Here is a 19818-nt window from a genome sequence, read left to right as displayed (position 1 = left end):
GAAGAAGTTCAAGTACAATCTTACCACTTGAACACGAACAATATCAATTACATATTACTTAAGCGAATCCGGCAAGCTGCCAAGGGCGCTTAGCCTAACCGGACCGCGCCAGATCGTTCATGAGAGATTTAATCATTACGCTGGTTGTGTTCGGCTCGCTGCCGTTCATCCTCAAGCGCCCGTATATCGGCGTGCTGATGTGGGTATGGATCAGCGTGATGAACCCGCACCGGCTCAGCTGGGGCTTCGCCTATTCCTTTCCGTTCGCCGCGATCATCGCCGGCGTGACCCTGATCGGCCTCTTGGTCACGCGGGACCCCAAGAAACTGCCGATGACGCCGATTGTGCTCACGCTCATGGTGTTCTGCCTGTGGATGGGGATTACCACCATCTTTTCGATGTGGCCGGACGAATCGGTGGTGATGCTCAACCGCGTCTCGAAGATCTTCCTGATGACCTTTGCCACCATCATGCTGATCAAGACCCGCAGGCAGATCGAACTGCTGATCTGGACCCTGGTCGGCTCGCTCGCCTATTACGGGGTCAAGGGCGGCATCTTTACCGTGGCCACCGGCGGCAGCAGCATTGTGTGGGGGCCGCAGGGCAGCTATATCGAGGGCAATAACGAAGTGGCGCTGGCCTTCATCACCATCATTCCGGTGATGTGCTTCCTGTATACCATCCTCAAGAACAAGTGGGCGCGCCGGGCCATGGCGGCCTCGATCATCCTGTGCGCCTTCGCCGCGCTCGGTTCCTATTCGCGCGGCGCGCTGGTGGGGATCGGCGCCATGCTGTTCTTCCTGTGGCTGAAAAGCCCCAAGAAGGTGGTGCTGGGCGCCTTGATGGTGCTGATGGTGCCGATTGCCATCACCTTCATGCCCGACAAGTGGACCTCGCGCATGGAGACCATCAATACCTACAAGGAAGACAGTTCGGCCATGGGGCGCATCAATGCCTGGTACATGGCCTACAACATGGCCAAGGACCGCCCGCTCGGCGGCGGCTTCGAGATTTACAACCGCACCGCCTTCGAGCTGTACGCGCCGGTGCCGGACGATGTGCACGCCGCCCACAGTATTTATTTCCAGGCGCTGGGCGAGCATGGCTTTATCGGGCTCGGCATCTATTTGGTGCTGGCTTTCCTCACCTGGCGCAAGGCGGCGTGGATCGTGCGCACGACGGCGAAAAGGGAGGACCTGGCGTGGGCGGGGGACCTTGCCCGCATGATCCAGGTCAGCCTGCTCGGCTTCGGCGTGGGCGGCGCCTTCCTCAGCCTGCTGTATTACGACGTGCCGTATTATCTGATGGCGGCGGTGGTGAGCACCGGCTTCCTGATCGAGAAAACCCTGGCGGCCGAGGCCGCCGAGGCCAAGGCGGCCGCGCGCGAGGCTGCCCGCGCCGCCCAGATCGACGCCCATGCCCATGCCCAGGCACAAGCCCAGGCGCGCGGCGCGAGCGCCCCATGACCCGTTTCACCACGAAAGAACATGCCATGCCGCTCACGCGCACCGACAGCTTCGATTCCGCGCCGGCAGGACCGGCCTGGGCCGGCATGGCCAGCCGCGCCATGCGCCACCTGGGCTTCATGGGCAGTGCGCGCCAGCGCCTGTCAATCCTGATTTTCCACCGCGTGCTGGCGCAGCAGGATGCGATTTTTCCGGACGAGGTCGATGCGCGCCGTTTCGACGCCCAGCTGACCCAGCTGAAACAGTGCTTCAACATCATCTCGCTGGCCGAGGGTGTGCGCGGCTTAAAGGCCGGCAAGCTGCCGCCGCGCGCGGCCTGCATCACCTTTGACGATGGCTATGCCGATAACGCCACCATCGCGCTGCCGATCCTGCAGCGGCATGGGGTGCATGCAACGTTTTTCATCGCCAGCGGTTTCCTGGACGGCGGGCGCATGTGGAACGACACGGTGATCGAGCTGATCCGCCGGGCGCCGGAGCGGATCGACCTGCGCCCGGCCGGGCAGGGCGAGTTCGAACTGAGCTCGGTGGCGCAGCGGCAGGCGGCCATTTCGACCCTGCTCGGCGCGCTCAAGTATTTGCCGCTCGACGAACGCCTGCGCCAGGTGGCGGCGCTGTGCGCGCTGGTGCCGGTGGCGTTGCCAAGCGACCTGATGATGACCTCGGCGCAGGTGCGCCAGCTGCATCAGGCCGGGATGGGCATTGGCGCGCATACGGTTCATCATCCGATCGTGGCGCGCATGGAAGCGGCCGCGGCGCGCCAGGAAATTGCCGATGGCAAAGCCGCGCTGGAAGCGATCATCGGCGCGCCGGTGAGCCTGTTCGCTTACCCGAACGGCAAGCCGGGGCAGGATTACCTGGCCGAGCATGTGGCGATCGTCAGGGAACTGGGGTTCGAGGCGGCGGTGTCGACCTCGTGGGGCGCGGCGCGGCCGGGCGGCGACCTGTTTCAATTGCCCCGATTCACGCCGTGGGACCGCGGCCAGTTCCGTTACATGCTGCGCATGATGCAAAATTTGCGGCGTAATGGCGACACGGTGTGAGGCGCGCGCATGCACGGTAGCGCTCTGGACTGTTTGTCCGGGCGCCGTGTACCATGTCGCGATCTCCCGCCGGAGAAAAAATACCACCAACAAATTCCCACGCATTTCCATCTAGGATTTCCATGTATCTCGAAGACATCAAAACCATCCTCACCGACGTGCTCAGCCTGGGCGATGCCGGCAAGGAACTGAACGAACAATCGGCCCTGCTGGGCAGCATCCCCGAGCTCGACTCGATGGCGGTGGTGAACCTGATGGCCGCGCTCGAAGAACACTTCGGCATCACCATCGACGACGACGAAATCAGCGCCAGCACCTTCGAAACGCTGGGCAGCCTGAACGCCTTCGTCAAGCAAAAACTGGCCTGATGACTGCCCCTCCCAAGCCGCCGGGGGCCGAGCCCTTCTTTCTCCAGACGGACTTGGGACAACGTTTCTGCCTGTTCCACCCGCCCGCCGGCGCGCACTGCCGTGGCGCGATCCTGTACGTCCATCCTTTCGGCGACGAAATGAACAAGGCGCGCCGCATGGCCGCCCTGCAGGCGCGCGCGCTGGCGCAGCAGGGCTACGGCGTGCTCCAGCTCGACCTGTACGGCAGCGGCGACAGCAGCGGCGAGTTTGCCGAAGCCCGCTGGGAAATCTGGAAAGACGACCTGGCCGCCGGCTGCGCCTGGCTGTCGGCGCGCCTGGACGCGCCGCTGACCCTGTGGGGCCTGCGCCTGGGCGCCTTGCTGGCGCTGGACTACGCGCACCAGGCGCGCCATCCTATTGCCCGGCTGGTGCTGTGGCAGCCGGTACAGAACGGCACCACTTTCCTCACCCAATTCTTGCGCTTGCTCACCGCCAATGCCATGCTGGCCGAGGGCGGCGACGGCAAGGCGGCCGCTAAAAGCGGCGGCACCAGCGCCTTGCGCGCCACCCTGCTCGGCGGCCAGATGCTGGAAGTGGCCGGCTACGAAATCGCCCCGGCCCTGGCCGCCGCCATCGACAGCAAGGACGCGGGCAAGCTGGCGCCGCTGGGCTGCCCGGTGCACTGGCTGGAAACCTCGGCCTCGGCCGAGCGTCCGCTCCCGCCGGCCGTGACGCGCCTGGCCGACGCCTGGCGCGAGGCCGGGGTCGACCTGCATCTGCAACAAGTGAGCTGCACGCCATTCTGGTCGACCCAGGAAATCGCCGAGTCGCCCGCGCTGCTGGCGGCCACGTCGGCCCTGTTCGACGGTGCGCCGCCGGTGGTGGCGGCCGACGGCGGCATGCCGCAGGCACACCGTGCGCGCCCCGCTGGCCCGCTGGCGGCGCTCCCCGGCTACCGCGAAGACGTGCTGGGTTTTAGTTGCGGCGGCGAAGCCCTGTTCGGCATTCTCAGCGTGCCTGCGCAAGCGGCCAGGCGCGCCGTGCTGATCGTGGTCGGCGGCCCGCAGTACCGGGTCGGCAGCCACCGCCAGTTCACCACCCTTGCGCGCGGCCTGGCCGCGCAAGGCATCGCCGCGCTGCGCTTCGACTACCGCGGCATGGGCGACAGCCACGGCGCCATGCGCGACTTCGAGGTGGTGGGCGAGGACCTGCGCGCCGCCGTCGACAACTTGTTCAAGGCCGTGCCCGGCGTGGAAGAAGTGGTCATCTGGGGCTTGTGCGACGGCGCCTCGGCCGCGATTTTCTACGCCGCCGACGATGCCCGCGTCACCGGGCTGGTGCTGCTCAACCCGTGGGTGCGCACCAGCGGCGGCCACGCCAAGGCCACCATCAAGCACTATTACCGCGCCCGATTGTTTGACCCCGAACTGTGGAAAAAGATCCTGCGCGGACAATTGAATGTGGGCGCGGCCGCCGGCTCGTTTTTGCGCATCGCCGGCGCCGCGTTCGGCAAGGGCAAGGGCGGTGTGTCGTCCGGAGCGGCCGCCGCGCCGGCGTCGCTGCCCGAGCGCATGCAGGCCGGGCTGGCGCGCTTTCGCGGCAAGGTGCTGTTGATCATCAGCGGCGCCGACCTGACCGCCCAGGAGTTTCTCGACACCGCCGCCGGATCGGCGCAGTGGCAAGGCTTGCTGGCCGGGCCGCAGGTGTCGCGCCAGACATTAGTTGAAGCGGACCACACATTTTCGCGCCGCGTGTGGAAAGACCAGGTGCTGCACTGGACCGGCGACTGGCTGCGCTCGTGGTAAGCGCGCCGCCTTCATGCCATATAAGAGGATATTGATGAAACTATTGCCTTACCTGTTAGCCGGCGCCGTGCTGCTGACCTCGACCGGCGCCCACGCCGTCAACTATTGCGGCGAACTGAAGAATCACTACGGTCCGCTCGACTACCGCAAGCGCGGCGAAGTCAACCTGGAAATCGTCGAGAACGCGCACTTCACGCCCGAGGTCGAAGCCGGCATCAAGGGCAACACCAGCTATCTTGGCGGCGACCTCGACTACACCCTGCGCGCCATTCCCAACCACCCGCGTGCGCTGGCCACCCTGGCCATGGTCGCCTTGCGCGACAAACAGGTCAAAGTGCCGGCGACCAAGTGGCCGGTGGAATGCTATTTCAACCGCGCGATCCGCTTCGCGCCGGATGACGCTGCCGTGCGCGCCACCTACGGCACCTATCTGCTGGCGCTCGGCAAGACCGACGACGCGGTCGGCATGTTCGCCACCGCTGTCGAGATGGCGCCGGAAGACCCGACCATTAATTACAACGCCGGGCTCGCCTACCTCAAGAAAAAAGAGTACGCCAAGTCGCTCTTGCACGCGAAAAAGGCCTACGCGCTGGGCTTTCCTTTGCCGGGACTCAAGAACAAGCTGGTCGCGGCCGGCAAATGGGACGAGCCGGCGCAATGAGGGGCACGCTGCAACCGGGCTGGCGCCGCCGTCCCGGCACCGACTGAGGCCTGCCGATGCGTCGCCTGGTCCTCGTCTTCCTGGTCCTGATCGTCTACGGCAGCCTGTATCCGTTCAGCGGCTGGAGCGAGCCGCTCGCTCCCCTGTTCAGCTTCCTGTTCGCCAACCCCGCGCGCGTGGAAAAGGCCGACCTGGTCCAGAACGTGCTCGCCTACATGCCGTTCGGCCTGTTCATGGTGGCCTGGCTGATGCGCAGCACGCGCTTTGGCGTGGCGCTGGTGACCGCCGCCGTGGCTGGCGGCGTGCTGAGCCTGTCGATGGAAGCGATCCAGCAATTCCTGCCCAGCCGGGACGCCTCGCGCATCGACCTGGTCTTGAATATTTTCGGCAGCGTGGCCGGCGGCCTGCTTGCGTCCCTGTTGCACGGCCACGCCGTGGGCGGGCCGCGCCTGGTGGCCCTGCGCGCGCACTGGTTACGCACGGGCACCTTGCCCAACCTGGGTCTGGCGGCGCTGGCGCTGTGGGCGCTGTCGCAAACCAGCCCGCTGGTGCCGACCTTCGATGTCGGCCAAGTGCGGCACGGGCTGGCGCTGCTCTACGAGTCGCTGCGCGCGCCGGAAACCATGCAGATCGCCCAAGTGCTGACCTACGCCGGCTACCTGGCCGGCCTGGGCTTGCTGGCGCACACGGTCACACGCGACGACAAGCCGGCTTTATTGCTGTTCGGTTCGCTGGTGGCTTGCGTGCTGATGCTCAAGATCATCGTCGAGGGACGCCAACTCTCGCTCGAAGCCGTCGCCGGCGCGGTGGCCGCGTGGATGGTGCTGCTTGTTGTACGCCGCGTGCGCCGGGCCGCGTGGATGGGCATGGCGCTGATCGGCGCCGGTTTCGTCATCAGCGAACTGGCGCCGGGGCCGGATGGCATGATCTACGCCTTTAACTGGATTCCGCTGGTGGGGCAAATGCGTTCGCTGTCGGGATTGCAGAATATCCTGGAGATTTTCTGGCCGTTTTTCGCGATCGCCTGTTTTGCGCGTTCGATCACGCCGATCGGGCACCGCCAGCCGGTGGTGGTGATCGGCACGGTGGCGATTGCGGCGGCGGTATTCTGGCTGGAATGGTCGCAGCAAGGCTTGCCGGGGCGTTTTGGCGATATTACCCAGGTGCTGCTGGCATGCGCCGGATGGATCATTCCGTGGACGTTTGCGGGGCCGGATTTTACAACGCCCATGGCCGCCAAAAAATAGATAGCGGAACCCGGCCAAACAAGTAGCTCCGGACGCAACGCAAAGGCGTAAATATTTACACTCCGTCCATTCTCCTTCCTATAATGGCTTTACGGTCTGCAATATGGCCGTCCGGACATATTCGATGTCGGTCTTGAAGGAGCTACGCAATGCAAAACAATGGAAAAACCCGACAGCGGATCGCCAGCAATGCGTCCGAACGCCCTGCGCGCGTCGCCTTGAAAGCCCGCCTGTTGCTGTGCGCTGCCGCGCTGCTGGCCTGCGGTGCCGCCTCGGCCGAGGTGCAAAGGGCTGACGCCCAAAATCGCAAGACGATCGCCGAGGAACGCAAGATCCCGCCACGCTCGCCGGCGCTGGCCCCGGTGAAACGCGCGGCCGAAGATGGCGACGCCGCAGCGCAGGTCGCGTATGCGAAATATCTGCATCAGCAATTCGACGATCCGATCGAGGGTTTCCGCTGGATGGAACGGGCTGCCGCGCAAGGCCACCCGGAAGGCTTGTATGGGCTAGCGCTGTACTATGCCAACGGCTGGAGCGGCATCAAAAGCCCCGGACTGGCTTTCAAAATGATGCAGGCCTCCGCCGAGAAGGGCTACCACTGGGCCGAACTGGACCTGGGCCTGTTCTACATCAAAGCCACTGGCACCAAACAGGATTTGAACAAGGCGGCCGAATGGATTTCGAAGGCGGCTGCCGCCGGCCTGCCGGTAGCGCAATATGAAATGGGTTTGCTGAACCTGAATGGCGAAGGGGTGAAACGCGACTTCCTGGAAGCGCTGCGATGGTTTAATAAAGCGGCACAGCAAAACCATCCCGATGCGATGTTCTATATTGGCGCCGCCATGTATGAAGGTTCGGGTACGGATAAAAACCCGGAACAGGGCTGGGCAATGATCCAGGAAGCCCTGCGCCTGGGTTCCAAGGTTGCCAACGACAATAGCAAAAACTACCCCAAGCCGGCTGGCGCGCGTCCTTGATGTCCCGATGACGGTTGTTAAGGAGCGATAACATGCAACACAGTGAAAAAACACGACAGCGCTCTGGCGGCGCTACGTTCATGCGTCCTGCGCGCGGCGTCTTGAAAGCACGCCTGCTGCTGTGCGCCACCGTGCTGCTGGCCTGCGGCGCGGCGTCGGCCGAGGTGCCGCAGGCGGACGGAAAAAATCGCAAGACGATCGCCGAGGAACGCCAGATTGCGCCGCGCACGCCGGCGCTCGCGGGCCTGAAACGGGCGGCGGAAGATGGCGACGCCGACGCGCAGGTCGAGTATGCAAGAAAACTGCACCGCCAATTCAACGATCCCGACGAGGGATTCCGCTGGCTGGAACGCGCTGCCGCGCAAAACCATCCCGAAGGCCTGTACATCCTGTCGCTGTACTATCTGAACGGCTGGAGTGTGGCCAGGAACCCTGAGATGGCTTTCAACATCATGCAGAAGTCCGCCGATACCGGGTTCGTGGGCGCGCAGCTTGACTTGGGCTTGTTCTACATAAAAGGCGACGGCACCCAGATCGATTTGAAGAAGGCGGCGGAATGGATTCGGAAAGCGGCGGATGTCGGCCACCCGGTAGCCCAGTATGAAATGGGATTGCTGCATCTGAATGGCGAAGGGGTGCAGCGCAATTTTGGGACAGCGCTGCAGTGGTTCTGGAAAGCGGGTGCGCAACATCATCCGGACGCCATGTTCCATGTCGGCGCCGCTCTTTACGAAGGTGCCGGCGTCGAGAAGGATCAGGTCAAAGGCTGGGAACTCATTCAAGATGCTTTGCGGCTGGGGTCGAAAGTCGCACGCGACAATTTGAAGGGCTACCCGAAGCCTGCCGGGGCGCATCCCTGATCAGTGGCGCTGGCGAAGGGCCGGTCACTTCGGCTTTTTGTCAGCTATACACGCTGTGGCGATGATCGCCATTATGTCGCCTGGACGAGCGATTGCAATCCGCCACAAAGGGATCTCTCCCACGATTTTTATCTGGCAGTAAGTCGTCGCCGCAAGTGTGTACTTGCACAAAGGCAATATTCTCCTCCCTGCATCCGCTAAGCTTGATTTTCTCACTGGCAACTTCCGCCAGCATTCTTCACGTAGAGGACGGGAAAAACCATGCACCTTTGCGCCGCCAGTCATTTTCCAAGGGAAGATAAATATGAAAACTCACATCGCCGCAGAGATAAGTCGAAGACTGATTGAAATAATGAAGCTATCAGATAGCTCAATTAATTTTTCTCAGGAGAACTGTACAGAGAAAGAGTTCAATGATTTCGGTACGGAATTGGCCGAGTAATGGGTGAATTAGTGCTGGAAAGAATGAGTCCATTGTATTAGGTAATCCGGAGGTTAAGCCAGCCGAGTATAAAAACTGAAAGCTCTTGTATTCTCGAAAAAGTACCAAAAAGAAGGGGCAAGGGGTCAATGCCGCCATTCGAGAGTGAGGACGGCCCAATGTCGTTTTGAGTGGAAGTTGACTTCCGCTACCATGCAACAAGTCAAACGGGCCGCCCGCGGATTTCGCACCGAGTTAAAAAACCTTCCGGCCAATCCACTACAACCAGCCGCCGCTCCGTTGCGATCTACCATTTACCGTGGCGGCCGTCCAGTTCCACTCAAAACGGCATAGAGCAATTTCTCTCCTGTGCGGGTTGCTTTCTTATCTGTTATAGCGGAGAAATGCACGGGCAGAATTTTATCTGAATTTCTACAATGGCAAGTTGACAATGCCCTGCATGATGTCTATATTGGTCCGAGCGGCAGCGCTGTCGGTGCGAAGGCAGTTTGGCGCGAAATGGGAATGATTCTATGGAATTTAATTATTAATTGAATGACAAAGAAGGACATCTTGTGATCAAGCCAAATTTTCAAAGGCTATGGCTGGAGTTTCCAGACCATGTCCAATACAAAACGATGAAAGACTTGTACACCATGCTTGGCGGCGCAGCTGAGAAAAATATCAATCTTCCTGGTTTCGGGCCAAATGGAAATGCGTGTGCCAGTCGCTTGAGTGTCGCCTTCAACAAAGCTGGCGCCCCGATCAGCTCAGTCTTGGCGAATTCAGTCGGCGCGCGGACCTTGGGTGCGAAGGATGGTTCTCGCATTATCTACGGCGTGGCTGATTTCAGAAATTATCTGTTCAAAGTCTTGGGCAAACCAAGCGTGGATGACATGAGTCCCTATGACGACCAGTTCAAGACTCGTCAAGGTATTATCGCCTTCAGCGTCAATTGGGCCGGTGCTACCGGACATATCGCTCTGTGGAATGGATCGAACTATCGTGAGCCGGGGCACGATGATTATTCAAGCTATGTCAACCCGGCTAATTCTGACGTTAAAACGTCAAAGGGCGAATTTTGGGAACTTGCATGATGCGCATGGTCTGCATCGCATGGGGGCTGGCGCTTGCCGGCTGCGCCTCCAGCGTGAATACGGCGAACGCGCCACGGCCTGCAGTACAGCGCGACGTCGAAGGCTATGCAATAGCGAGCTGCATGACTTATCAAGCGGATGCTTTTACCAAGGATCAAGGCGATGCCTGGGGGGCCGTGATTGTGCAGCGCATGAAAGGCGATCTTGATGCCATGGCGGAGATCGCAGAGCAGGTCAAACGGGAAAACGCAGCGAGTGGGGTGGCTGTGATGCGTGACGAGTCAGAGCCGCAAAAGGGCAAGGTGTTGCCTATACTGCACTGTGTCGAGATGATCGACAGGCCAGCTGTGCGGGCAGCCATTCAAAAAGCCGTCGCGGCGCTTCGTCCATCGTACGGTAAGGAATAAGGGTGGGACGAGCCCAAGGGGCTTGTCCAATCCGTCGCCATATCTGGCCAGTTCATCGCCTGGCCCTTTGACGGGGCTTGCGCTGTACTGGCTGGTGCAAGGCGCTACCGCCCTGTCGCGGCAAAAAGGTCGCAAGGCCAAACTGGCTGGCGCCGCGTCAGCAGCCAGCGCCTCCTGAGCCCCATGAGCCGACCTTAAGCGCCGCCAGCCGCCGCCGACTTGATCGCATGCCGGCCCATCAGGTCGTACAAGGTCGGCCGGCTAATCCCCAGCAACTCCGCCGCCCGCACAATGTTCCCATCGACCCGCGCCAGCGCCTTGACGATGGCCGCATACTCGGCTTCGTCGCGCACCTGGCGCAGGTTGATCGGCTGTTCCGGTTCCGCCGAGGCCGACAAGCCCAGATCGTCCGCCGTGATCTGCGGCCCGTCCGCCATGATGATGGCGCGCTTGATGCAGTTTTCCATCTCGCGCACATTGCCCGGCCACGGATAGCTTTCGATCACGCCAATCGCTTCCTGGCTGAAATGCAAGGTCGGGCGCGATTCCTGCGCGCAGAACTTGTTCTTGAAATGGTGCGCCAGCAAGGCCGCGTCGCCGACCCGGTCGCGCAGCGGCGGAATGGTGACCACGATTTCCGACAAGCGGTAATACAAATCCTCGCGGAAGCGCCCGCTGGCCGACAGCGCCTTCAGATTCTGGTGCGTCGCGCAGACAATCCGCACATCGACCGCAATCTCTTCATGCCCGCCCACGCGCTCGATCACGCGCTCCTGCAAAAAGCGCAGCAGTTTGGCTTGCAGCGACATTGGCAAGTCGCCCACTTCATCGAGGAAGAAGGTGCCGCCATGCGCCAGTTCCACTTTGCCCTTGGTCTGCTTGGCCGCGCCCGTGAACGCGCCTTTTTCGTAGCCGAACAATTCGCTTTCGAGCAGGTTCTCGGGAATCGCCGCGCAGTTGATCGCCATGAAGCGCTGGTTGGCGCGCGGACTCAACTGGTGCAGCGCGCGCGCCAGCACTTCCTTGCCGGTGCCGCTTTCGCCCAGCACCATGACGGAGGCCGAGGTCGGCGCCACTTTTTCGATATTGCGGCACACGCGCTGCATGCCGGCGTCGCGGCTGATCACGCCACTCAGGGGCGAGTCGACCTGCGATTGGCGCATGCGGCGGTTTTCCTGCTGCAAGGCGTGCAGATAGAAGGCGCGCTGCACCACCAGCCCCAGCATTTCGGGGTCGAACGGTTTCTGGTGGAAGTCGTACGCCCCCAGCCCAATCGCTTCGACCGCGTGCGCGTGGTTCTGGTTCCCGGTCAGGACGATGACTTTGGTGTCGGGCGCCAGCGCCAGGATCTGGCGCAGGGTGGCCAGCCCTTCGGTGGCGCCGTCCGGGTCGGGCGGCAAGCCCAGGTCCATGGTCACCACCGCCGGCTCGTGGCGCCGCACTTGCGCCAGCGCGGCGTCGCGGTCGCCCGCCACCACCACCTCGTAGGCATCGAAGCACCAGCGCAGCTGCTTTTGCAGGCCGGGGTCGTCTTCGATGATCAGCATCTTCATTTTATTTTGGGTCACAGCGATCCTCTGGCCGTCATGCGGCTTTATCGACAGTTTGAGTGTCCTGCTGGCACAGGGGCAGGGTGATTCTGAAGGTGGTGCCTTGCGGCGGCGTGCTGCTGACCGCCAGCTTGCCGCCCAGCTCGTGAATGTATTCACGGCTCTCGAAAGCGCCAATCCCCATGCCGGCCGATTTGGTCGATTCGAACGGTTTGTACAGGCGCTCGCGGATGAATTCTTCGCTCATGCCTTCGCCGGTGTCGCGGATCTCGATGATAACCGAATCATCCGCACGGCTGAGCGTGATTGCCACCTGGCCTTCCTTGGGCGTGGCTTCGATGGCGTTCTGGATCAGGTGGCCCACTACCCGTTCCAGCCGTTCCCAGTCGGCCACCACGCGCAGGCGCGCTTCGGTCACCGTCAGCAGCGGACGCGGCTCGAAGGCGGCCTTGTTGGCCACCGCCTGGACCAGCAGCTTTTCGATTGAGAGCGGAGCCGGGCGTTCCTGCGAGGCGCTGCGGCTGAGCTTTTGCAGCATCAGGCGCATCTTTTGCACCGACAGGGTCACCGTTTCGAGCATGTCGCGCTGGAATTCGGGGTTGTCCTTGTGCTTTTCGGCGTTGGGAATCAGCAAACCCAGTTGCGACACCAGGTTTTTCAGGTCGTGCACCACGAAGGTGGACATGCGGTTGAACGATTCGAACTGGCGCGCCAGCATCAGGGCGCTGGCCGCTTCGTGCTGGGCCAGGTAGCTGGCTGCCTGGCTGCCGGCAATCTTGAGCAGGTCGATTACTTCCCAGTTCAGGGTAATGGCGCTGCGCGGCTGCAACAGCAGCATGAAGCCGAACAGACGGCCCTGCAGCATCAGCGGCACTACCAGGCGCCCGCGCGGAAATTTACCCAGCCAGTCGGGCAGCACCAGGCCTTCGTACTTGTCCGGGTCCTTGGTGAATTCCTGCAGGTCGACCACCCACTGGCGCGATTCCAGAAAGCGGCAGAAGGCCGACTCGTCCGGCTCGGACGGGGCCAGTTCCGGCATGTGCCAGTTGGCCACCGGTTCGCACAGGCCCGCTTCGCGCCGGATCCACAGCATGCCGCCGGAACTTTCGACCAGTTCCCCCACCGCTTGCAGGGTACGCTCGCCCAGGTTGGGGCCGGCTTCCGACAGGGTGCGGGTAAAGCGCAGCCATTCTTCGCGGTAGTCGTAGTTGTAGCTGTAGAAATGCTTGCTGATGAACACCTTCAGCCAGGAACGGAAGGTGCCCGAGAACAAAATGCCGGCGAGCAGCACCAGGGCCCCGAACAGGAAGGCCATCTGCATCAGCGAGCCCCACTGGCCGCCGAAATAGCGCAGATAATAGCCGGCCGCGCCCATGGCCAGCAGGTAGGCGGCCGAGCCGAACAGGGCGGCCGAATGGAACAGCAGGCGGCGCGACACCGCGATGTGCGAGGACCACGATGCGCTGCGCGCCACCGACACCGCGATCAGGGGCGCGGTGAGGGCGTTGACCACGCCGCGCGCGGACCAGATTTCGGGATTGATCTGGCGCATCAGCAGGGCGTTGCTGTACAAATAGAAATCGAAGACGAAGATGCCGCCGATGCCGAGGCAGGCGAACTTGATGGCCCAGCGTTCCTGCACCGGCTTGTTGCGGTACAACTGTTCGACCAGCAGCATGCCGAGCACGGCCATGCCAATGCGCGCCATCACGCCCACGATGCCGCTTTGCTGGCCCAGCACGGCCGGCATGAATTCGCTTAAGATCTTGTCGCCCAGCACCAGCAGGTAGAGCAGGGCGATGGCGGGCAGGGCCGGGGTGCGGCGCAGCTGGCGCCAGCTGGTGCCTTCGAAGTGGCCCAGCAGCGACAGCAGCACCACGGTCCAGGCGCCATTGCGCGCCACTTCCAGCAGTTCGCCGATCCAGATGTGGGCCAGCACGCCCCAGGCCTGGGCCGCCAGTGCGCCCCCCCACAGCATGGTCAGCGCGCAGGCGCAGGCCAGCACGGTCGCATGCTGGCGGCTGCGCCAGCGCGTCAGCAGGACGACGCCGAGCAGCGCAAACGCGAGCGCGGCGATTGAATAGCTCAGGGTGGCGATATTGCTCAGCATTCCTATGCGCTTGTCTTTCCGGTGTGGATCACGGTGTGGAGCAAAACGCCGGGCGAGGCCGGCGCCCGCCCCAAGGGGGGCCCAGGGTGCAGGCAGCGGTCAACGTCCGTGACTGCCCATGACCACCTTGAGGGTGTCGATCAGGATCAGCAGGTCGAGGAACAGGCTGTTGTTTTTCACATAATACAGATCATACTGGAGCTTTTGCACCGCGTCATCGACCGAGGCGCCGTAACCGTAGCGTACCTGGGCCCAGCCGGTGATGCCGGGCTTGATGCTGTGGCGTACGTTGTAGTAGGGAACCTGCTCGTTCAACTGTTCCACAAAGTACGGCCGCTCAGGGCGCGGACCGACGAAACTCATCTCGCCCTTGAACACGTTGAGGATCTGCGGCAACTCGTCGATGCGGCATTTGCGGATAAAGTTGCCCACGCGCGTGACGCGCGGATCGTTCTGGGCCGCCCATTGCGGCTTGCCGCCCTTTTCGGCGTCGTTGAACATGCTGCGGAACTTGAGCACCTTGAAGGTCTGGCCATGCGTGCCGACCCGTTCCTGCTGGTAAAAAATCGGGGCGCGGTCTTCGATGTAGATCGCCAGCGCGGTCAGGAACATCACCGGCAGCGAGACCAGCAGCAAGGTACCGCTGACCACCAGGTCGAAGGTGCGCTTGACGAAAATGCGGATGAAGCTCTGGTCGAAGCCGCCGCCGAACACCAGCCAGCTCGGCTGCAGCGAATCGACCCGGATCTGGCTGGTTTCGCGCTCGAAAAAGGTGGCGGCGTCGATCACTTTCACGCCGTGCAGTTTGCACTCGAGCAAATCCTTGATCGGGAAAGCGCCGCCGCGGCGGTTTTCCACCGACACCACGATTTCTTCCACATCATGGCGGCGCGCCAGGGTCAGCAGCGATTCGCCGCCGCGCACTTCCAGCAGGGCCGAGGCCGGCACGCGCGAATCTTCGGACTGCATGGCGATGAAGCCGGCGATTTCGTAGCGGTGGTAGACCTGGTCGCGGTTGGCCAGTTCGCGGCATTCATTGGCCAGGGCGCCGCCGCCGACGAACAGGATGCGCGATTCGAACTTGCGCGCTTCCGATGTCTTGAGGAAAATCGTGCGCGCCACAAAGATGCCTGCGGCCCCGATCATGAATACCAGCAGCATGATGCCGCGCCCGAAATACAGGTTCGGCACCACGTAGAACAGCAGTGTCAGGATGCAAAAGCCCATCGCGAACGAGGGCAGCAGCTTCTGGAAGAAGGGATTGCGCAAGCCTTCGGTCAGGTTCAACTGGTACATGCCGAGCGCGCTCATGCTGAACACGATGGCGATGGCGTAGGCGATCGCCGAAATCAGGAAATTATCCAGGTGCGGCGGCAGCGAGGTCTTGCCGTCTTCATAAACGCGCAGCGCCGCGCCCGCGTATGCCGAACCGATCAGGATCAGCACCTCGACAAACAGCAGCACGAACACAACCCGTGAGACATAGTGATTAGAAATCCGAAGCATTTTTCCACCCCTGGACAGGATAAGTGGCGTTGCGTGGCAGGCACCGTTGTGCATCCGCCGCAGCGCTTTTAATTGTTATAAGTCAAATTCCGGATGTACCACGCCATGGCTTGCTGCATGCCCTCGCCGATCCGGTGGGTGGGGGCAAAGCCGAGCAACTTGATCGCTTTGGAAATATCGGCCTGCGAGTGACGCACATCGCCGGCGCGGAAGGGCGCGTACTGCGGCTGATGGTCGCGCACGTGCGGAAACTGTTCTGCCAGCAATTCGCACATCATCGCGTGCAGCTGGTTCAGGCTGGTGCGCTCGTTGAGCGCGACGTTGTAGACCTGGTTGCTCGCTTCCGGGTCGTCGGCCAGGGCGGCCAGCAAGTTGGCCTGCACCACATTGTCGATGTAGCAGAAATCGCGGCTGGTTTCGCCGTCGCCATTGATGAACAGCGGCTTGTTCTTGATCAGCGCGGCAATCCATTGCGGGATCACGGCGGCGTAGGCGCCATCCGGATCCTGGCGCGGGCCGAACACATTAAAGTAGCGCAGGCCGATGGTCTGGGTGCCGTAGCAGCGCCCGAACACTTCGGCATACAGTTCGTTGACATACTTGGTGATGGCGTAGGGCGACAGCGGGCTGCCGATCTCGTCTTCGACCTTGGGCAGGGCCGGATGGTCGCCGTAGGTCGAGCTCGACGCCGCGTAGACGAAGCGTTTCACCTTGGCGTCGCGCGCGGCCACCAGCATGTTCAGGAAACCGGTGACGTTGGTGTCGTTGGTGGTGATCGGGTCTTCCATCGAGCGCGAGACCGAGCCGAGCGCCGCTTCGTGCAGCACATAGTCGGCGCCGGCCACGGCCCTGGCGCAGTCGCCTGGGGTACGGATGTCGCCGCGGATAAAGGTGAAGTTGTCCCATGCCGCGCTGCCGACCAGCTCGCGCACCTGGTCCAGGTTGTGCTGGTGGCCGGTGGCGAAGTTGTCGAGGCCGGTGACCTTCTGGCCGAGCCGCAGCAATGCTTCGACCAGGTTCGACCCGATGAAACCGGCCGCGCCCGTCACCAGCCAGTGGCTGCGATGCGCGCGCAAGTGCTGTTGAACCTCGATAAATTTACCCACGGCAGACTCCAGTTTCTTATTCATGCTGCATACAAGGAAGCGCCAGCGGGCGCTTCCCAACGGCCCCTACAGGCGCCAGACGGAAAAACCGGCGGCGCGCAAGGCGTCCTGGTCGAACAGCGATTTGACATCCATGAAGCAGCCGCCCTTGTTCAGCTTGGCCTGGAGGTCGGACAGCGGGCGCGCCAGCAATTCTTTGTGCGACACGGCCGCGATGATGGCGTCGGCCTGCGGCAAGTCTTCCCAGCTGTCGAGCTTGACGCCGTACTCGTGCATGGCTTCGGCGGCGTCGGCCACCGGATCGTGCACGTGCACCTGCACGCCGTAGGTGGCCAGTTCGGTGATGATGTCGGCCACTTTCGAATTACGCAGGTCCGGGCAGTTTTCCTTGAAGGTCAGGCCGATCACGTTGACTTTCGCGCCCTTGACGTTGAAACCGGCGGCGATCATCGACTTGACGGTTTTTTCGGCCACGAACTTGGCCATGCCATCGTTGATGCGGCGCCCGGCCAGGATCACCTGCGGGTGGTAGCCGATCATTTCCGCCTTGTGCGTCAGGTAATACGGATCGACGCCGATGCAATGCCCGCCCACCAGGCCCGGGCGGAACGGCAGGAAGTTCCACTTGGTACCGGCCGCTTTCAGCACTTCCAGCGTATCGATGCCGATTTTGTCGAAAATGATGGCAAGTTCGTTCATCAGCGCGATATTCAAGTCGCGCTGGGTGTTCTCGATGACCTTGGCCGCTTCCGCCACCTTGACCGACGAGGCGCGGTACACGCCGGCCGTGATGATCGATTCGTACAGCTTGGCCACGTCGTCGAGCGTGGCGGCGTCGTCGCCCGAAACCACTTTGAGGATGGTGGTGAGCGTGTGCTCCTTGTCGCCCGGATTGATGCGCTCCGGCGAGAAGCCGACGTGGAAATCTTGCATCCACTTCAGACCCGAATGCTGTTCCAGGATCGGAATGCAGACTTCCTCGGTCGCGCCCGGGTACACGGTCGACTCGAAAATGACGATCGCGCCCTTCTTCATATGCAGGCCGACGGTCTTGCTGGCGCCCGCGAGCGGGGTGAAGTCGGGATTGTGGGCGCTGTCGACCGGAGTCGGCACGGCCACCACGATGTAGTCGGCCCCGGCAATGGCGGCCGGGTCGGCGCTGACGCTCAGGTGCTGCGCGGCGCGCAACTCTTCACTGCTCAGTTCGCCCGTTGGGTCGATGAAGCGCTGATAGCTGTCGATCTTGCTGGTCGACAGGTCGAAACCAATGGTCGTGCGTTTCTTGCCGAATTCGACAGCCAATGGCAGGCCGACGTAACCGAGGCCAACGACGGCCACTACTTTTGCTGCTGCTTCCATCTCGGATTCCCTGTTTAAAACGTATTTTGTTATTATAACAACAGAATTACGCCTGCATAATTTACAACTTGAAAACAAACGTGCGCCCTGCGGTTGCAGTGTCCCTGCGCTTGCGGGCGCCGACGTCAAGCCCCGCGTGCGCGCTTCACTCTTGCAGCGGCCATATCGGCCATCCCATTAACGCCGCAACGGCGTTTCTGGACGACACGCGACAGCTGTCGCCGAGCAATAAATAATGATCGGAACTATATTCTTAGGAATATACACTCTTTCCTTGCGAAATAGCAAAGTTCGTTACAACTTAACTAACTATTAGAGAAATTCGTGTTGTTATTTTTAGCTGTCCATGACAGGGCTGGCAGTTCGCGGGGGCGGCGCACCCGGATGCGTCCGGATGCGAGGGCGCAAGCCATGCCGCGTTCCGGAAAAGGCCGCATAAGACGGGCCTGAATCCTTATTGTAATGACGTGCAAGCGGGCCAAATAAGTATTATTAGTAACTGTTGCGTTTTCGCCCTGACCGGTTTTTCCGCTATGTGAGCAGGGTATCGACGCGAAAGTTTGTGCGTGCGCAAAGTGCGTCGCCACCCGTGTGAACATGAAAGGAATCCGGGAACATGCGGCGCCTGCAGCCTGCTGTCGACCGTGTTTCGCAAAGGAGCCGGCCAATGAAAGCGACCTGCGGCACGGAGCGCGATGTGCGCGTCGAACAGGTTGCCCGACCCCGCCATCATTGACGGCGACAACGACCCGGCCTGCAGCATCACCCATCACCTCGGCCTGGACGGCGGTAGCATGTTTCTTGACGGTTGGTATTAGATAACGCTACTGGAGGCAGCGTTTACTTTTTTGAAACTTGAGTACCTATACTGCGACTCATTCGAACTTGCAGTGCGTTAGCCAAAATGGATGACGCTGCAAAGGCGGGTTGCAGTGCGTTTCTACTCAGGAGATTGGTAACATGGTCAAGGCAAAACATATTCTGGCATTGGTAGCTGTATCGAGCCTGCTGTCGGCATGCTACGTCGTTCCGATCGATCAATATCCGCCGCGCGGCAACGGCAACTACAACAACAACGGCGGCGGTGTCGCCATCGTGCCGGCGCCGGCCATTCGCCCGATTTACACGGCGCGCCTGTATCCGTCCAACGACGAGGCATCGCGCATGGGCCGCATTTCGGGCACGATCAGCAATCCTGAACGCGGTCATGGCGAATTCTCGTTCGCGGCCGGCGGCGAAGCGTTTTCCGGCGAAGCGACGCGCGATCCGGGCGCAGCCAAGGGCGTGGCCAACGCGTCCGGCAACCGGGGCGGCTATGTGCGCTGCGACTACACGATGACGCGCGCCGAAATGGGTTCCGGCACTTGCGTCTTTTCCAGCGGTGCGCGTTTCGACATGCACATCACGCAGTAAGCAGCAGCGCAGCGGGGCGGATACTGAACACGCACGGTGTTGTGGATTACACTGGACGCGGGCAGTATCTTTCCAATCCGCTTTGTGAGTAGACGTAACGATGAAGATGTATATCCTGGTGCGCGACGACGTGCCGCTCGGTTTTGCGATGGTGGCCGTGGCTCACGCGTCGCTGGCCGGCTATCTGAAGTTCAAGGACACGCCCGAAGTCGAGGCGTGGCTGGCCGGGCCGTTCTTCAAGGCCGTCTGCATCGTCAACGCCAAGGAATTCGAGAACGCCAAACAGGTGGCCGACCATGTCGTGCTGACCGAGTCCGCGCTCGAGAACCGCGAAGTGGCCATGGTTTTCCGTCCGCGCGAAGAATGGCCGAAGATGTTCAAGTTCCTCAAGCTGTACCGCGCGGCGCCCATCATCGGCGTTGACGCCAGCGCTTGACGCC

The 19818-nt window shown here is 61.8% G+C and carries 17 protein-coding genes; 12 read left to right on the top strand and 5 right to left on the bottom strand.

The genetic code is table 11. The features are described 5' to 3' along the window. The first annotated feature begins 119 nt into the window (after nt 1-119). The 10 genes from F1609_RS26045 to F1609_RS25995 all read left to right on the top strand — a co-directional run bounded on the left by F1609_RS26045 (nt 120) and on the right by F1609_RS25995 (nt 10334). A complete protein-coding gene (locus F1609_RS26045) occupies nt 120-1466 on the top strand; it encodes a putative O-glycosylation ligase, exosortase A system-associated (protein WP_167079558.1) in 1347 nt (448 codons plus the stop codon). Further along, nucleotides 1463-2509, top strand: a complete 1047-nt coding sequence (locus F1609_RS26040; protein ID WP_229422073.1) for a polysaccharide deacetylase family protein — start codon at nt 1463-1465, stop codon at nt 2507-2509. The genes F1609_RS26045 and F1609_RS26040 overlap by 4 nt, the downstream gene beginning before the upstream one ends. Before the next feature lie 122 nt (nt 2510-2631). Next, nucleotides 2632-2877 carry an acyl carrier protein gene (locus tag F1609_RS26035; protein ID WP_099873596.1) on the top strand — a complete coding sequence of 82 codons (246 nt, stop codon included), beginning with the start codon at nt 2632-2634 and terminating at the stop codon, nt 2875-2877. Continuing rightward, nucleotides 2877-4664, top strand: a complete 1788-nt coding sequence (locus tag F1609_RS34845) for a hydrolase 2, exosortase A system-associated (RefSeq protein WP_229422072.1) — start codon at nt 2877-2879, stop codon at nt 4662-4664. Before F1609_RS26035 ends, F1609_RS34845 begins: the two co-directional genes overlap by 1 nt. Before the next feature lie 34 nt (nt 4665-4698). Beyond that, the gene (locus tag F1609_RS26020; protein ID WP_167079557.1) at nt 4699-5325 is read left to right on the top strand and encodes a tetratricopeptide repeat protein; all 627 of its coding nucleotides are present in this window, start codon (nt 4699-4701) and stop codon (nt 5323-5325) included. A gap of 56 nt (nt 5326-5381) precedes the next feature. Beyond that, nucleotides 5382-6572, top strand: coding sequence for a VanZ family protein (locus tag F1609_RS26015; RefSeq protein ID WP_167079556.1), 1191 nt, complete (start codon nt 5382-5384; stop codon nt 6570-6572). 149 nt (nt 6573-6721) lie between these two features. Beyond that, complete coding sequence (locus tag F1609_RS26010) at nt 6722-7549, top strand: tetratricopeptide repeat protein (protein ID WP_167079555.1); 828 nt, start codon at nt 6722-6724, stop codon at nt 7547-7549. 32 nt (nt 7550-7581) lie between these two features. After that, nucleotides 7582-8409 carry a tetratricopeptide repeat protein gene (locus F1609_RS26005; protein ID WP_167079554.1) on the top strand — a complete coding sequence of 276 codons (828 nt, stop codon included), beginning with the start codon at nt 7582-7584 and terminating at the stop codon, nt 8407-8409. 996 nt (nt 8410-9405) lie between these two features. After that, the gene (locus tag F1609_RS26000; RefSeq protein WP_206752973.1) at nt 9406-9927 is read left to right on the top strand and encodes a T6SS effector amidase Tae4 family protein; all 522 of its coding nucleotides are present in this window, start codon (nt 9406-9408) and stop codon (nt 9925-9927) included. Next, nucleotides 9924-10334: a hypothetical protein gene (locus tag F1609_RS25995; RefSeq protein ID WP_229422071.1), complete on the top strand. Its 411-nt coding sequence runs from the start codon at nt 9924-9926 to the stop codon at nt 10332-10334. Before F1609_RS26000 ends, F1609_RS25995 begins: the two co-directional genes overlap by 4 nt. 194 nt (nt 10335-10528) lie before the next feature. On the opposite strand, the gene prsR is transcribed toward F1609_RS25995, so the two are convergent. The 5 genes from prsR to F1609_RS25970 all read right to left on the bottom strand — a co-directional run bounded on the left by prsR (nt 10529) and on the right by F1609_RS25970 (nt 17965). Further along, nucleotides 10529-11902, bottom strand: coding sequence for a PEP-CTERM-box response regulator transcription factor (gene prsR, locus F1609_RS25990; protein ID WP_167079552.1), 1374 nt, complete (start codon nt 11900-11902; stop codon nt 10529-10531). Nucleotides 11903-11918: 16 nt separating this feature from the next. Further along, the gene (gene prsK, locus F1609_RS25985) at nt 11919-13994 is read right to left on the bottom strand and encodes an XrtA/PEP-CTERM system histidine kinase PrsK (protein ID WP_167079551.1); all 2076 of its coding nucleotides are present in this window, start codon (nt 13992-13994) and stop codon (nt 11919-11921) included. Between the two features lie 99 nt (nt 13995-14093). Continuing rightward, on the bottom strand, nt 14094-15500 hold the full coding sequence (locus tag F1609_RS25980) for a TIGR03013 family XrtA/PEP-CTERM system glycosyltransferase (RefSeq protein WP_167079550.1): 1407 nt from the start codon (nt 15498-15500) through the stop codon (nt 14094-14096). 68 nt (nt 15501-15568) lie between these two features. Beyond that, nucleotides 15569-16630: an SDR family oxidoreductase gene (locus tag F1609_RS25975; RefSeq protein WP_167079549.1), complete on the bottom strand. Its 1062-nt coding sequence runs from the start codon at nt 16628-16630 to the stop codon at nt 15569-15571. A gap of 42 nt (nt 16631-16672) precedes the next feature. Then, nucleotides 16673-17965 (bottom strand): nucleotide sugar dehydrogenase, encoded by a 1293-nt coding sequence (locus F1609_RS25970; RefSeq protein ID WP_167079548.1) that lies wholly within the window; start codon nt 17963-17965, stop codon nt 16673-16675. Between the two features lie 960 nt (nt 17966-18925). Here F1609_RS25970 and F1609_RS25965 point away from each other — a divergent pair. After that, nucleotides 18926-19378, top strand: coding sequence for a hypothetical protein (locus F1609_RS25965; RefSeq protein ID WP_167079547.1), 453 nt, complete (start codon nt 18926-18928; stop codon nt 19376-19378). A 100-nt stretch (nt 19379-19478) separates the two neighbouring features. Next, nucleotides 19479-19814, top strand: a complete 336-nt coding sequence (locus F1609_RS25960) for an aminoacyl-tRNA hydrolase (RefSeq protein ID WP_167079546.1) — start codon at nt 19479-19481, stop codon at nt 19812-19814. Nucleotides 19815-19818 lie beyond the last annotated feature (4 nt).

The organism is Massilia aquatica (genome assembly GCF_011682045.1).
Taxonomy (GTDB): Bacteria; Pseudomonadota; Gammaproteobacteria; order Burkholderiales; family Burkholderiaceae_D; genus Telluria_A; species Telluria_A aquatica.
Note: the sequence above shows the minus strand (reverse complement) of the source record. Positions and strands in the feature narration are given on the sequence as shown.